14 protein-coding genes are annotated in these 14113 nt (G+C 43.2%); 7 read left to right on the forward strand and 7 right to left on the reverse strand.

From position 1 onward, the window contains the following. Nucleotides 1-2 precede the first annotated feature (2 nt). The 3 genes from BM161_RS12255 to BM161_RS12265 are packed head-to-tail and all read left to right on the forward strand — an operon-like array spanning nucleotide 3 to nucleotide 2796. Nucleotides 3-1004, forward strand: coding sequence for a FecCD family ABC transporter permease (locus BM161_RS12255; protein ID WP_083425796.1), 1002 nt, complete (start codon nucleotides 3-5; stop codon nucleotides 1002-1004). Then, complete coding sequence (locus BM161_RS12260; protein WP_074933130.1) at nucleotides 1001-1978, forward strand: ABC transporter ATP-binding protein; 978 nt, start codon at nucleotides 1001-1003, stop codon at nucleotides 1976-1978. Before BM161_RS12255 ends, BM161_RS12260 begins: the two co-directional genes overlap by 4 nt. Beyond that, complete coding sequence (locus BM161_RS12265) at nucleotides 1942-2796, forward strand: hypothetical protein (protein ID WP_074933132.1); 855 nt, start codon at nucleotides 1942-1944, stop codon at nucleotides 2794-2796. Before BM161_RS12260 ends, BM161_RS12265 begins: the two co-directional genes overlap by 37 nt. Here the strand turns inward: BM161_RS12265 and BM161_RS12270 are convergent. The 5 genes from BM161_RS12270 to metK all read right to left on the reverse strand — a co-directional run bounded on the left by BM161_RS12270 (nucleotide 2786) and on the right by metK (nucleotide 7217). After that, nucleotides 2786-3082 carry a YhbY family RNA-binding protein gene (locus BM161_RS12270; protein ID WP_074933134.1) on the reverse strand — a complete coding sequence of 99 codons (297 nt, stop codon included), beginning with the start codon at nucleotides 3080-3082 and terminating at the stop codon, nucleotides 2786-2788. The two genes, BM161_RS12265 and BM161_RS12270, sit on opposite strands and share 11 nt — an antisense overlap. Before the next feature lie 17 nt (nucleotides 3083-3099). Beyond that, nucleotides 3100-4398, reverse strand: a complete 1299-nt coding sequence (locus BM161_RS12275) for an HD domain-containing protein (protein WP_244882839.1) — start codon at nucleotides 4396-4398, stop codon at nucleotides 3100-3102. Nucleotides 4399-4434: 36 nt separating this feature from the next. Then, the gene (locus BM161_RS12280) at nucleotides 4435-5307 is read right to left on the reverse strand and encodes a mechanosensitive ion channel family protein (RefSeq protein ID WP_074933136.1); all 873 of its coding nucleotides are present in this window, start codon (nucleotides 5305-5307) and stop codon (nucleotides 4435-4437) included. A gap of 63 nt (nucleotides 5308-5370) precedes the next feature. Beyond that, a complete protein-coding gene (gene nth, locus BM161_RS12285; protein ID WP_074933138.1) occupies nucleotides 5371-6003 on the reverse strand; it encodes an endonuclease III in 633 nt (210 codons plus the stop codon). Then, on the reverse strand, nucleotides 6003-7217 hold the full coding sequence (metK, locus tag BM161_RS12290; RefSeq protein ID WP_074933140.1) for a methionine adenosyltransferase: 1215 nt from the start codon (nucleotides 7215-7217) through the stop codon (nucleotides 6003-6005). Before metK ends, nth begins: the two co-directional genes overlap by 1 nt. 166 nt (nucleotides 7218-7383) lie before the next feature. Here metK and BM161_RS12295 point away from each other — a divergent pair, with 166 nt between their 5' ends. Then, nucleotides 7384-7698, forward strand: coding sequence for an isoamylase early set domain-containing protein (locus BM161_RS12295; protein ID WP_074933141.1), 315 nt, complete (start codon nucleotides 7384-7386; stop codon nucleotides 7696-7698). 96 nt (nucleotides 7699-7794) lie between these two features. On the opposite strand, the gene BM161_RS12300 is transcribed toward BM161_RS12295, so the two are convergent. Then, nucleotides 7795-8475, reverse strand: coding sequence for an MgtC/SapB family protein (locus BM161_RS12300; RefSeq protein WP_074933143.1), 681 nt, complete (start codon nucleotides 8473-8475; stop codon nucleotides 7795-7797). Nucleotides 8476-8516: 41 nt separating this feature from the next. Next, complete coding sequence (locus BM161_RS12305; RefSeq protein WP_143090567.1) at nucleotides 8517-9242, reverse strand: hypothetical protein; 726 nt, start codon at nucleotides 9240-9242, stop codon at nucleotides 8517-8519. A gap of 58 nt (nucleotides 9243-9300) precedes the next feature. On the opposite strand from BM161_RS12305, the gene BM161_RS12310 reads away from it, so the two are divergent. From BM161_RS12310 to BM161_RS12320, 3 genes are all read left to right on the forward strand, one after another. Beyond that, on the forward strand, nucleotides 9301-10530 hold the full coding sequence (locus BM161_RS12310) for a dicarboxylate/amino acid:cation symporter (protein WP_074933147.1): 1230 nt from the start codon (nucleotides 9301-9303) through the stop codon (nucleotides 10528-10530). Nucleotides 10531-10619: 89 nt separating this feature from the next. Next, a complete protein-coding gene (locus tag BM161_RS12315) occupies nucleotides 10620-11510 on the forward strand; it encodes a hypothetical protein (protein WP_074933148.1) in 891 nt (296 codons plus the stop codon). Between the two features lie 139 nt (nucleotides 11511-11649). Next, complete coding sequence (locus tag BM161_RS12320; RefSeq protein WP_074933150.1) at nucleotides 11650-14082, forward strand: helix-hairpin-helix domain-containing protein; 2433 nt, start codon at nucleotides 11650-11652, stop codon at nucleotides 14080-14082. The last annotated feature ends 31 nt before the right edge of the window (nucleotides 14083-14113 follow it).

Genomic DNA, 14113 nt, shown 5'->3' on the forward strand with positions numbered 1-14113 from the left:
TAGTGAAACGAGATATTATCTGGAAAATCTTATCTCCCATCCTCTTAATCATTTCTGTGATTCTTGCCTTAATGCTTGGCGCGGAAAAGGTTAGCCTTGCGGCTGTTTTTGGACAGGGAGATAAGTTCGATAATATCATTCTATGGCAGCTGCGGCTTCCCCGTGTGCTGCTTGTTTTTTTAACAGGACTTTTACTTGGCGGAAGCGGTGCTGTGTTTCAGCTGTTTTTCCGAAATCCACTGGCAGAGCCGGGAATTATGGGGATCAGTTCCGGAGCAACGCTTGGCGCAGTTATTGCAAGCATTGTGCCGGGTGTAATGGCACTCACCGGTAAAGGTGGAGTAGGGGCCTATATATCGCCGGTAAATCTTTGTGCCTTTGCGGGGGCCCTCGTTGCAGGCCTTCTCGTGACATCTCTTGCTTTCAGTCGCGGTGGAAAATCTTCGTCTGTAATGCTGCTGCTTTGCGGTACAGCGCTTGGCACCCTGTACTCTTCAATAAGCTCAATGCTGCTTCTCACCTGCAACAAAGAGTTGCATTCGATATACACCTGGATTCTCGGAAGCTTTAACGGCCGCGGCTGGAATGAGATTCTGTTCATTTTGTTGCCTTCTGCGGTTTCTATAATACTTATGTGCCTAGTGGCGCGCCCGCTCGACTTACTCACCGGTGGCGAAAAATCCGCCGCCGCGCTCGGCGTCGAAGTCAACAAGCTTCGCGTCCTCGTTCTACTTTGCGGTGCTCTCGCTGTGAGCGCCGCCGTGTGTGCGGGCGGCACCATCGGTTTTGTTGGATTAATTGCCCCGCATATAGTTCGTAAGTTCCTCGGCCCGCGCGCCCGCACCCTCGTTCCATTCAGCATGATCTTCGGGGCTACGCTTCTTTTACTCTCAGATACCTTTGCGCGAGTTGTAATTGCGCCAGGCGAACTTCCTGCGGGAATCATCACGTCGATTCTTGGAGTTCCGTTCTTCTTAACTCTATGCCTGGGAGGTAAGAAATGAAAGTGACGAAATTGCCGGTGGTTGAGCTTGCCGAAACCACCGCGGCCACAGAACTCCGGATTTCAAACCTCAATGCTTCCTACAAAGAGACTCCAATTCTTCGTGACATAAATCTCTCCCTTCTCCAGGGCGAGTTTGTCTGCTTGTGCGGCCCGAACGGCGCGGGTAAATCCACGCTGCTTTCGGTAATGGCAGGGGTGCAGGACGCAGCTTTGAAGGTGACTGGCGAGGTACGCTGGTTGAGTGCCCGGTCCCTGACCGGCGAGGTTGCTGAGCGGAGTCGAAGCACCGATGGGGCGAGTGAACCGGAAATGGAGCAGACCTCGGTTAATCTTCAGAAACTCGCCCGCCGCGACGCCGCCCGAATCATCGCGTACCTTCAGCAAAATGAATATTCTGAGTGGGATTTTACGGTTCACAACTACGTGCTTCAGGGGCGGTACGCGCACGCTCAAAGTGGATTTTTCGGACGGTTTGGTCCTGCGAACTACACCGCTGCGGACAATGCTGTGGTGGACGGAGTGCTTGCGGACCTCTCCCTCCAGCAATTTGCCAACCGCACAATTCATACGCTTTCCGGCGGCGAGTTCCAGAAAGTTCGTCTTGCGCGTGCGCTCGCACAAACTCCAAAGTTTCTCCTGCTGGACGAACCGGCCGCAAACCTGGACTACGTTTTTGAGCCTCACCTTATGCAGCTGCTTAGCGACACCGCGCATTCAAAAAACATCGGAATCCTTGCGGCCGTTCACGACATCAACCTTGCCGCCCGCTATGCAGACAAAATCATCCTGCTTCCGCCTGCGCGAACCTCGGCCAACTCGGAGACCTCTGCAAGCACTGAGACCTCTGCCAGTTCAAAAAAATCCGTGCTTTCCGGCACACCCTCTGATATAATGAATACAGATAACTTAAAGTTTACATTTGGAGTTGATTTCGAATGCAGAGAGATAAAGTCTTTTCAATCATTACAATAGCCTGTTTTTGTACAATCCTTCTGATTCCAATTGGTCTTGCCCTCATGTGGTTTCAGACAAAATGGAAAACCAAGCGAAAAATCATAATCACTTCTGCCGGCTCTCTTTTGTACATTGCCATTGTTGCCTTTGTGCTTCTGCTTGAGCCTTCGTATAACACGGGTGGAATTTCCCTTCCGTTCAAATATTATGGCGGAGAAACAGCTTATGAGGCTTCGGCAAATCCTGGCCGTCCATCAAAAAAAGACAAGAAAGTTTCTCCTGCTTCAAATAAAAAACAAAAATCAGATTCAGAGCAGTCTGAAGCGGAAGAAGAGCGTATTCCGCGTTCTGTAAAAAAACAGAGTGGTCGTGCTCTTGGCCGCGGTTTTTATATCTTCCTGTTTTTTGTAATTGTGATGATTTTGATTCTCTGGCGTAATTTTCGTTCGGCCGGAAAAAAGGATGAGTACGAAAATCCTTATGTCGATACGAATCTTTATAAACTTCCACTTGCCGATGATGCGAAAATGCCTCTTGTTCACTTTCTGCGCTTAAAGGCTGCTCAGGGTGAAAAAATCTTATATGCAACTGAAACTGTTCAAAAGGATAATGAAGGGGATTTTGTTGTAACTGATAAACGGGTTGTGATTTTCTCGAAAACCGGAACAACTGAAGTTCCTCTTACGGCTCTGTCTGCTGTTCTTTCGGTTTCGAATAGTGTAATGCAGCTTACTGCTTCCGGCGAAGAAGGCGAGCAGAAGTATTATGTCTTCCTGCCGGAAAGTCAGATGAAGTTTGCCCTGGCGATTGTAAAGTGGGCGTACTCTAAAGCTTAAACTTGCGGTCTTCCGGCTCTTTTGCTTCGCGGTAAAGAATTGCTGTAAAGCCGATGATGCGAACGAGTGTTGCGTCGCACTTTTCGCAGATTTCTGAGGTAAGCTCTTTTACTTCGTCCTTATATTCGTTGAACTTTACTTTGAGAAGTTCGTGAGAAGCAAGAGAATTTTCTACCATCTGAATAAGGCCATCAGTTACTCCGGCGCCGCCAACAATTACAACCGGCTGAAGGTCATGTGCTTCTTTTTCGAGATATTTTCTCTGTTTACTGGTTAATTCAATCATGTGCTCTATTTTAGTGATTAAACGAGCTTCACGCAACCGTACGCAGTATCGCTGTAAGTCTTGAAGTCATCAATGATGCGCCGTGCCTTTTCCGAGACCTCAGAGAGCCGACTTATGTTATTGGCATCTACGGTGGTTGAGTAGGCCGAAGGCCGTATCGAAATCATAACTAGTGGATTTATATACCTCTGCTTAACTCTCAGATTGACACAAAAATAACTATCGTTAGTTAGTTCACACTCTGTGTGTTCGATAGAAGTCATTGTTCGGAAAGTTCTAAAGTAATTTCTGAGTTTTTCTATGTTTGTAGATTGCTTCGGCTCCGCCTCGCAATGACAATCTTCGTCATTGCGAGCGAAGCGAAGCAATCCATTTAATTTCTCCATCACCTGGCTTTCACTTAATGTCATAAAATCCTCTTCACTAAGTATGCCTTCTTTTTCTGCGAGGTTCATAATCTGGCCAAGAAGGTGGAGGGTAAGTTTGTTTTCATTCAGCTGAAGAATATGACCAATCATGCAAAAGTGTTCACAATAAAGCTCTGCAATTTCAACATGTTTAAAACCAAGCTCATCCTTTCCATCTTCATTTTTTAAAATGACAAGGTCGTTGTAACACTGGCGAATCTCATCCATTGTCCAGCTTCCGTCCAAAGCCATTCCCGAAGGAAACATATACTCCAGGCGGTCTGCACTCAACTGCGGAATCTCGTTATCTGCAATAGGGTAAATATGATAGTCTTCTACCTGAGCGGGAGTCAGACCATCTTCGCTAAGCAATCGGCCTAACTCAGCATCTCCACGAATAATTCTCGCTGTCGGCTCCTCAGTAGCAGTTTGAGTAAGCGCATCACCTTTTCTAAAATCAGAAACATGCGAAAAAACTGGAGTAGAAATATCGTGCAAAAGACCTGCAATTGTCTGTGCCTTATCATGGGTAAAATGCCACACAATAAGAGCAACACCAAGGCTGTGATCTAAGCGTGAATAAAAAAATCGATTTTTATAAAGAGGTGTCCAGTCGGTGCCGCACAAAAGCCCAACTCCAGAGAGGCGCTTGAGTACAGGCAGCTCAAGATACCGGTTCAGAAAAACCGGCCAGTCGTCCTTAGGACAGAGAATCTCAAAATATTCGGAAATATCATAATTTCTGGCAGGGTGCTGCGAAAGCATCGTCTGCCAGTCGTAGGAATCAAAGTAGTTCATATGCTCATCGTCATGCTGAACTTGTTTCAGCATCTGAGTAAGGCCGCTGGCGGCCGGTGATAAATAGCAAAGCGTTAAAAAAATTGCGAAAGCAATTTTTAGCTTTACCATATAAAACAGATCCCGAAACAAGTTCGGGATGACAGTCTATTGTTTAATCTTCACATCCAGCTGGTTGAATGGAATTGAAATGCCTGCTTCGTCGAGCACCTGCTTGATTGCAATGTAAAGATCATTCTTTGTCTGCAGGAAATCAACCGGCTTAAACCATACTGCCACAACAAGATTAATGCTGCTTGCGTCAAAACCATCAAACCATACTGCCGGTTCAGGATTTTTCAGAACAGTAGGGCAAAGTTCCGGAGCCTTTTTCAATACTTCAAGAGCCTTCTTCATATCTGTTGAATAATCAACTCCAACCTTGAGTGTAAGGCGGCGCTTGTTATGATATGAATTGTTTGTAAGATTGCTGTTAATAATAGTAGAGTTTGGAATACGAACCATCTGATTGTCGTAAGTGTGAACGCGGATTGAAAGAAGCTTAACTTCATCAACAATACCAGTTACATCACCAACAATGATTGTATCGCCAACGTGAATGGAACCTTCTGTCAAAACGAAAAGGCCGCTAATCAGATTGCTCACCGAGGTCTGCGCTGCAAAACCGATTGCAACTCCGGCAATTCCAGCTGCTCCCCAGATGGCTTTAAGATTGATTCCAAAAAGTCCAAGTACATAAAGTACTATGATTATATAAAAGATATATTTCAGAAAACGAATTATGATGGCAGTTCGCTGAGCGGGAAGTTTTGCTTCCGGCACCTTACGGATTGCCTTGGCTATGAGACGGAACGCAAGCCAGATTACAAAAATAATCAGAAGGGTTCCAATAAGCTTAAAAAGATGTTCCCAGGTAAGAAGTCCTTTTACCCATGTCAGAAAAGAACTTGTCTGACTCAAAAGTACGTCGTTTGCGGCCTGACTAGCGGCTTCGCCAATAGAACTAATAGTATCACTCATTCTTAAAATGTATATCCAATTTTATTTGATTTCAAGTATTTCGGTGGTTACATGACGTAGAACTCAGCTATTATGTTTACACAGATCACTAATTATACACTCTTCGCACTTAGGCGCACGTGCCGTACACACATAACGTCCGTGGAGTAAAATCCAGTGATGGGCGTCGTGTAAGAACTCGGCGGGTATGCGCTCGAGCAGGCTTTTTTCTACGGTCTCAGGAGTATTTCCTTCTGCAAGACCAATTTTTGGTGCAACACGGAGCAGATGTGTATCTACCGGCATGGTTGGTTCATGAAAAATCACATTCAAAACTACGTTTGCAGTTTTGCGGCCAACGCCTGGCAGTGTCATTAGAGCCTCACGGTTTCCTGGAACTTCGCCGCCAAAATCATCAATCAGCTTTTGGGAAAGTCCCAATACATGTTTTGCCTTATTCTTATAGAGTCCGATTGTTTTGATATAGGAGATTAGCCCTTCTTCGCCAAGGGCAAGCATTTTTTGAGGGGTGTCGGCCACTTTGAAAAGCGGACCTGTTGCTTTGTTTACGCCTTTGTCGGTGGTCTGCGCACTGAGCACTACGGCCACCAGCAGCGTAAACGGATTTACGTATTCGAGTTCAGAAACCGGGGCAGGATTCGCATCCCGCCACCGTCTGAAGATCTCAATCATTTCCTGTTTGGAAAGTAAAGTCATTATTTTACCGCAGCTTTAAGCTCTTCAACCTTATCAGTCTTTTCCCAAGGGAATCCGTCGCGGCCAAAGTGTCCGTAAGATGCTGTCTTGCGGTAAATTGGCTGTTTAAGGTTCAAAGTTTTTACGATTCCAGCTGGTGTACAGTCGAATACCTTTTCTACTGCAGCTTCAATAGTATTGCGTGGAGCCTTTTCAGTTCCGAAAGTTTCAACCATGATAGAAACAGGGAAAGGAACTCCGATTGCATAAGCAAGTTCAACTTCTGCACGGTCTGCAAGACCAGCTGCAACAACGTTCTTTGCAATGTAGCGTGCCATGTAAGCAGCAGAGCGGTCTACCTTAGATGGGTCTTTTCCAGAGAAAGCACCACCACCGTGGCGTCCCATTCCACCGTATGTATCTACGATGATTTTGCGTCCTGTAAGACCAGAGTCTCCGTCTGGACCTCCAATTACAAACTTTCCTGTTGGGTTGATAAAGTACTTTGTATCACCCTTAAGAAGTCCTGTTGGCTCAAGAACAGGTTTAATAATCTGTTCTATGATTGTGTTTTTGATTGTGTCGTAATCTACATCAGGATTGTGCTGGTGAGAAACAACTACAGTGTCGATGCGGCAAGGTTTGTTGTTTTCATCATACTCAATTGTTACCTGAGATTTAGCATCCGGGCGGAGCCATTTAATAGTTCCGTTGTGGCGTAATTCATGAGCACGAAGAAGAATCTGATGTGAATAGTAAACTGGAGCTGGCATCAAAGCTGGTGTTTCGTTACAAGCGTAACCGAACATCATACCCTGGTCTCCTGCACCCTGCTGACCTTCGTATTCATCAAGACCTTTTCCTACAACACCCTGGTTGATATCTGCTGACTGAGCGTGAAGGCGGTTCATGAAAATACAGTTAGCACCGTCAAGTCCAATTTCCGGAGCATTATAACCGATATCCAAAGCGACACCGCGGGCAATTTTTTCAACCTGAGCATTGAACTTCTTTGTAAACTCAGCATCAACCTTGATATTCTGGAAACCGATTTCACCACCAACCATCAAAAAGTCAGTTGTAGAGAAAGATTCACAGGCAACGTGGGCATCTTTGTCCAAAGAAAGACAGTAATCGAGAACTGCATCAGAAACCTGATCACAAAGTTTATCTGGGTGACCTTCACCTACAGATTCAGATGTAAATAAATAATGATTGTTAGATAAGACAGACATATTAGTCTCCTATTTAGCAAGAATTTTTCTTCTCATACGAGAAGAAGGCCGCCCTGCAATTTGGATAACTCGGCGGCATGATGATCATAAAATAGTCTCCCTACTATATTGCATAAAAAAGAAAAATGCAATATTTTAATAAAAAAGGTTAGGGGAAGGAGATATCATGTCATTAAAAAAGTCTTTTTCGAAAGATAAGCAGACATGCAAAGTTACATTTACAGTATCTAAAGAAGCTGCTCAAGGTGCAAAATCCATTAATCTTGCTGGTGATTTCAACAGCTGGAGCAGTACAGACACTCCCCTTACCTTAGGAAGCGACGGCAGTTTTTCTGTAACACTTGAACTTGCCGCAGACCGTGAATATCAGTTCCGTTACCTTTTAGACGGTTGCCGCTGGGAAAATGACTGGAAAGCAGATAAATACATTCCAGCACCTTTCAGCAACGCTGACAATTCTGTGGTAGTAACCCGCCAGTAATTCGAATGGTGATTTCGATACGCCCTACGGGCTACTCAATCACCGGTGGTTGAGTGTTCGCGAAGCGAATGTATCGAAACCACCAGTTACAATCTATCAATCTCCAACTTTATCATCCAGCTTAAAATTCACCAGATTATCCAGATTCTCAATTTCTTTTATAAAATTAACAAGACTTAGTCTGTCCGGTGTTTTTGTTGTAAATACAAGTGTAGTCTGATTTTCAGGCTTGTTATATTCAATATTCATGTCATGAATTATAAAGCCGTATCGAAGCATAATTTCTGACAAGAGTTCTTTTTGAATATCAGTTCCTGAAAAGGTAATTGTAAAAAGTTTAGATTTAGCAGCAGGGAAAATCTTCTTTTCCAGACGGTTCATAATAAAAAGCACTACAGCAAGCGCAATCATTGTAAGGAAGGCTGGAATATAAAGAGCAGCTCCGCAGGCAAGTCCAACGGCCGAAGCTGTAAAAATAATTGCTGCAGTTGTAAGGCCACGGATATTAAGACCGTAGCGCATAATTGCACCACCACCAATAAAGCCGATTCCTGAGGCAACTCCGGCAGCAATTCGGGTAGGGTCACCGGTTACATTAAAGTTTTCTGCCATATAAATAGAAAGAATAGAAAGCAGACACGAAGAAATACTGATCAAAACAAGGGTTCTGATTCCAACTGAATGCTGGCGAGACTTTCTTTCAATTCCAAGACAAAAGCCGCATACAAAGCTTACTAATATTCTAACGGCATAATCAGCATAAAGTTCGTAATTCATATAATCTCCAAATAGATCCTGAAACAAGTTCAGGATGACAGCTAACGGAACAGTGCAAAACCTGTAGAAACTTTTCCGCCAACCTTATTCCATCCGCAGGCCTGTTTTACAGTCTGAGGATTTTTCATAGATTCTACGGTATTGAGGGCCGAAACAACCCAGTCTGCAATTGCATCTTCATTTTTATAAAGTTCATTTGAATATGCACATTTAGCAAGAACAACAGAAAGATAGTCGCGGTCTGCAACGTTGGTAGAAAAGTTTTCTGCAAGAGAGCAGAAGGCTGCCTGTGCCGCATGAACAATTGTGCTTGCCGGAACAATACCTGCTGTTTTAGAAGAAATCATTTCATATTTAGAAGGATATTCTTTTACAAGGAACAAAACAGAAATCTTTTCTTTTCGCTGATCAATACGCTTAAGAAGCTCAGTTGCAGCATAAACAAAGCCGCTGATCATTGTATCAATACCATTTGAAATATCTTCTGTGCGGTCCAGCTCAAACTGAGTGCAGAAATGAGAAGCGTCAAAGTAAAAAACTGCTTCATCAAGATTTTCAAGCTTAGTTTCTGCGCGGATAATGACAGAATGAGAAGAAACTGCCGAAGATTTATTCCAGGTAGTTGCAAAAATGTTTTCTGATTCAAATTTTGTGGCGTCGGCTTCTGATTTTGCAGTACCAAAAACCTTACGGCCTGAATCTGCCAGAACTTCGGCAAAGCCAAGGCTTTCCGGCAAATCTTTTCCTATAAACAGCATGTTAGACATATCATTAATTATAACACACTATGGCATTGCATTCCATACTATGTTATAATGATAAGCTATGAAAGTTTGGATTAAATATTTGATTGGCCTTGCATTAGGTGTACTTGCAGCCTTTATTCTTCCTATTGAAAATGCTGCTTTTGCAAATGCGATTGCGTTTCTTACAGAGCTTTTTATAAGAGTAGGAAGATATGTAGTAGTTCCACTGCTTTTTACCAGTGCAGTTGTTGCTGTTTGTAAACTTAGAACTTCCAAACTCCTGCTTAAAACAACAGGTTTAACCTTTCTCATCATTGTAGCATCTTCGCTTATCCTTACCCTCGTAGGACTTGCTTCTATTCTGATAGTAAAGCTTCCCCGTATTCCAATCACAGTAGATGTTGCAACAGATGCCTTCCATCTTGATGTAAAGGGAATGATTCTTTCAATGTTCCCATATTCAGGCTTTGAAGCTTTGCGTGAAGGTTCTTTCCTTCTGGTTTGTCTTGTATTCGCCTTTATTATTGGTTGGGAAAGTGCTTCAGAAGAGACAGCCTTTAAGCCTGTTTTCGCACTTGCTGATTCGCTTTCAAACCTTTTCTATAATATTGCAAACTTCTTTACAGAAATCATGTCTATTCTCTGTATTGCAATTGTCTGCTACTGGACAATTGATTTCCGTAATGTAATTGAACCTGGAATCTATACTCCAATGGTAATTATGTTCCTGGTTGATTTTGTAATTATTGCAGGAATTATTTATCCGGTTATTCTTCATTTTGTATGTCATGACCCTCATCCATACAAAGTGCTTTATGCAAGCATTGCTCCACTGATTCTTTCTTTCTTTGGTGGAGATTCAAACCTTGTAATTCCTCTTGCAAACCGTCACCTGCGCGACAGTCTTGGAATTCGCCGTCGCTGCCGTGGTTTTACTTACCCAATGTTCTCTATTTTTGCCCGCGGTGGTTCTGCCCTTGTAGCTACAATTTCGTTTATTCTGATCTGGCGTTCTTATTCAAGTCTTCGTATTCCAGTTGCAGATATCATGTGGATTTTTAGTTTGTCCTTTGGACTTTCCTTCCTGCTCGGAGGTATTCCTTCTGGCGGAGCTTTTGTTCTTCTTACAATTCTTTGTTCTAAATATGCCCGTGGTTTTGAGACAAGCTTCCTCTTGCTAAAGCCTGCTTCTATGGTAATTTGTTCTTTTGCAGCATTGTTTGATACACTTACTGCAATGGTTGGTAGTTATATAGTTGCCGTAAAGACAAAGAATATAGAACATCATTCAATTACACATTTTATTTAAGCCTAGGCAAGCTGTGCTTGCCGAATAATGATAAAAATTCTTGTTTTTTCTGAAGTTTGAGATATAATAATTCGAATTAGAGGCTTAGTTTGGGAATACCAGTTGAAGAGATTGTTACAGGCCGAAAGACCTTTTTTATATTGCCAGATACATCTTTGATGCCGGAATCTTTTCTGGATGATTATTTTGCACTTGGATACGAATGTTATTATGTTCCATTTGATAAGAGAATTAATGTTCAGAAAAAGGTAAAAGTAATAACATCTCTTTTTAAGGATTTGATTATTTTCTTCAATATTGATTATGAACTTCCTGGTTTAGACTGGGAAGATTATATCTATGATTATATTCATGAATATAATAATGCAAATTCGGTAGGTATTCTTTATACAAAACGTCAGTCAAAGCTTGAAAAAACTCAGCTGGAGCGTAAATATCTTTATGAATATGGCTGCCGCTGTGGTTGTATTCAGCTTGAGTATCAGAAAAATAATAATTTCGACTTGATTGGAAAGATTCTGTTTGCAAATCAGGCTCAGGGACGTCGTAAAACTATCCGTGCCTTGTGTTCTTCTTCTTGTACTTATACTTATTACAGAGGTCAGAATTATAATGATCCTGTAACCGGAAGTCTTCAGGATATAAGCCTTTCTCATTTTACTATTCTTGTATCTGGAGATGATTTGGGAATTAAGCTTTACGAAAAGATTCAGGATATTCACTTCAATCTTAAGGGCTTTCTTTTCCGTTCTGGTGCAATTCTTGCTATGGAGCGTCCTGTTAATGGCGGAATGCTCTATGTATTCTCTTTTATAAACTCTAATGGCTCTGCAGGTCTTGATGATAGAATCCGTGAGCAGCTGATTCCAGCTCTTTATAAGATTCTTTCAAATAACTGTAATCATCTTCTGGACCAGACCTATGCCGCAACTCCAGATGACCTTCCACCTGAAGATTCTGACGAGTCCGGAGATAATTAAGCGCCCTGTCATCCTTTGACAATTCCCTGTCATCCTGAACTTGTTTCAGGATCTTATTTCAATAGATTCCGAAACAAGTTCGGAATGACAGACTTTTCTATTCACAAAGCTTTGACTTTCTACTAAAATATCTCCCACTATGGAATTTACACAAGAAACTATCGACGCACTTTCAGTTAATGAAGTGGAAATTATGAAAAAAATTGCTGCAGAGCTTAATATCCGCGTGCAGCAGGTGAGTGCAGTTATCAGCCTGGTTGAAGAAGGATGTACAATCCCGTTCATCAGCCGTTACCGCAAGGAAAAGCATGACAATCTTGATGAGGTTCAGGTTCGTGACTGTGACCACCTCTATAAATCATATCACAACCTTGAAGACCGCCGCCTTGAAATCGTAAAGGGCGTTTTTGCTCAGGGAAAACTCACAGAAACTCTTTATAACGCAATTATGTCTGCCACAACAATGACAGCATTGGAAGACCTCTGGGCTCCCTTCAAGAAAAAGAAGAAGACCCGCGGTATGATTGCTGCAGAAAAAGGCCTTGAACCACTTGCAGATTTCATTCTTGCAGACCATGATGACGCTGCAGTTGAGAAAGAAGCAGAAAAGTTCATTAAAACTGATAATGAAGATGCTGCTTTGAACGTAGAAACTGCTTTGGACGCCCTCGCTGGTGCAAAAGATATTATTGCAGAGCGCGTAAGCCAGGAAACTTCTAACCGCGAAGCTGTTCACGACCTTTATATGAGAACCGGTACAATCAAAACAAAGGGTATTGTTCCGGAAGGTCAGGATGCTGCTGTTGCAGAAAATACTTCTACTTATAAGATGTACTGGGATTACACAGAGCCTTTGAACGAAGTAAAACCACACCGCATTCTTGCAATTAACCGCGGTGAACGTGAAGCTGCCCTTGAAGTTACAATTGATGTTGATGTTGACGCAGCCGTTGCAGATCTTCAGCGCCGTGCAGACATTCACAATAACTATCATAAAGATGCAATTGAAGATGGTGTAGTTCGCTTGCTTTCTCCTGCCGTTGTCCGTGAAATCCGCAGTGACGAAGCAGACGAAGCTGATGTTCACGGAATCGGTATTTTCAGCGAAAACCTCAAAAACCTTTTGATGACTCAGCCTATTAAGGGAAGCCGCGTTCTTGGTGTTGACCCTGGTATCAGAACTGGTACAAAGTGTGCTGCCCTCGACGAAACAGGTAAATATCTTGGTTATTTCAAGTTCTTCCAGGTAACAGATCCAGATGGCTCATACAAAATGATTAACGATGCCATCGATAAGTATGATATTCAGGTAGTTGCTGTAGGTAATGGTACCGGCTCTCAGGAAGTTCAGGCAATTGTAAGCAAGGTTATCAGCGATAACTATAATGATGTAGTTTATACAGTTGTTGATGAATCAGGTGCTTCTGTTTACTCGGCAAGTGATATTGCCCGCGAAGAGTTCCCGGACCTCGACCTTACAATCCGTGGTGCCATCTCTATGGGCCGCCGTCTCCAGGACCCTCTTTCAGAACTCGTAAAAATTGACCCTAAGGCAATTGGTGTAGGTCTTTATCAGCACGATGTAAATCAGAAAAAACTTGCTGAGCAGCTTGATGAAGTTGTAGGCTCGGTTGTAAACAACGTTGGTGTAAACCTCAATACTGCTTCATACTCACTTTTGAAGTACGTTTCTGGAATCAATTCAACTACTGCAAAGAAGATTGTTGCTTACCGTGACCAGAACGGCAAAATCAAGAGCCGCGAAGACCTTAAAAACGTTCCTGGTCTTGGTCCAAAAGCCTTTGAGCAGTGTGCCGGCTTCCTTAAGATTGCAGAAAGCTCAGATCCACTCGATAATACCTGGGTTCACCCTGAAAACTACGACGCAGCCCGCGAGGTTCTTCCATATATCCAGAAAAAAGAAAAGGTTCCTGCTGACCTTATTAAGAAACTGGCAGAAAAATACAATATCGGCGAAACAACCGTCCGCGACATTGTAGACGAGCTTCAAAAGCCAAACCGCGACCCTCGCGACGGCTATCCAGCTCCAATCATGCAGAAAGGCGTTTTGCAGTTTGAAGACCTTAAAGAAGGTATGAAAGTTACCGGTAAAATCAAAAACGTAGTAGATTTCGGTGCCTTTGTTGATATTGGTTTGCACGAAACAGGTCTTGTTCACCTTAGTGAGCTTTCAGACAGCTTCGTAGAAAATCCTATGGATGTTGTAAAAGTAGGTGATGTTCACGAGTTTACAATCATCGAACTGGACCGCGACCGCCGCCGAATCGCCCTTTCTCTTAAGAGTGATGCTGCAAGCCGTGCCGGAACAGGCCAGAAGAGCACAGCCCGCCGCTACAGCCCTCGTGACAATGCAGGTTCTGGAAGTGGAACAGGTCGCCGCGTTGTTGTTGTAAAGAAGGGTGGTGCTGCTGGAAATGCCAGCGGTTTCGACAAGCTCAACCGCCGAGATGGTCGCGACGACAACCGTCGTTCTCAGACATACGACCGCAATTCTGGTGACGATGGAATGAGCTACAACCCATTCGCAGCCTTCTTTAACAATAAAAAGTAGCAAAATCCGTTTAACACTTTTTTCAAAAAAA

The sequence above is a fragment of the Treponema bryantii genome (genome assembly GCF_900113965.1).
Taxonomy (GTDB): domain Bacteria; phylum Spirochaetota; class Spirochaetia; order Treponematales; family Treponemataceae; genus Treponema_D; species Treponema_D bryantii_A.

Bases quoted from the DNA above. Each gene is read 5' to 3' on its own strand.
- BM161_RS12260 (WP_074933130.1), top strand. From the start codon at position 1,001: ATGAAAGTGACGAAATTGCCGGTGGTTGAGCTTGCCGAAACCACCGCG.
- BM161_RS12265 (WP_074933132.1), top strand. From the start codon at position 1,942: ATGCAGAGAGATAAAGTCTTTTCAATCATTACAATAGCCTGTTTTTGT.
- BM161_RS12270 (WP_074933134.1), bottom strand. From the start codon at position 3,082: ATGATTGAATTAACCAGTAAACAGAGAAAATATCTCGAAAAAGAAGCA.
- BM161_RS12275 (WP_244882839.1), bottom strand. From the start codon at position 4,398: ATGGTAAAGCTAAAAATTGCTTTCGCAATTTTTTTAACGCTTTGCTAT.
- BM161_RS12280 (WP_074933136.1), bottom strand. From the start codon at position 5,307: ATGAGTGATACTATTAGTTCTATTGGCGAAGCCGCTAGTCAGGCCGCA.
- nth (WP_074933138.1), bottom strand. From the start codon at position 6,003: ATGACTTTACTTTCCAAACAGGAAATGATTGAGATCTTCAGACGGTGG.
- metK (WP_074933140.1), bottom strand. From the start codon at position 7,217: ATGTCTGTCTTATCTAACAATCATTATTTATTTACATCTGAATCTGTA.
- BM161_RS12295 (WP_074933141.1), top strand. From the start codon at position 7,384: ATGTCATTAAAAAAGTCTTTTTCGAAAGATAAGCAGACATGCAAAGTT.
- BM161_RS12300 (WP_074933143.1), bottom strand. From the start codon at position 8,475: ATGAATTACGAACTTTATGCTGATTATGCCGTTAGAATATTAGTAAGC.
- BM161_RS12305 (WP_143090567.1), bottom strand. From the start codon at position 9,242: ATGTCTAACATGCTGTTTATAGGAAAAGATTTGCCGGAAAGCCTTGGC.
- BM161_RS12310 (WP_074933147.1), top strand. From the start codon at position 9,301: ATGAAAGTTTGGATTAAATATTTGATTGGCCTTGCATTAGGTGTACTT.
- BM161_RS12320 (WP_074933150.1), top strand. From the start codon at position 11,650: ATGGAATTTACACAAGAAACTATCGACGCACTTTCAGTTAATGAAGTG.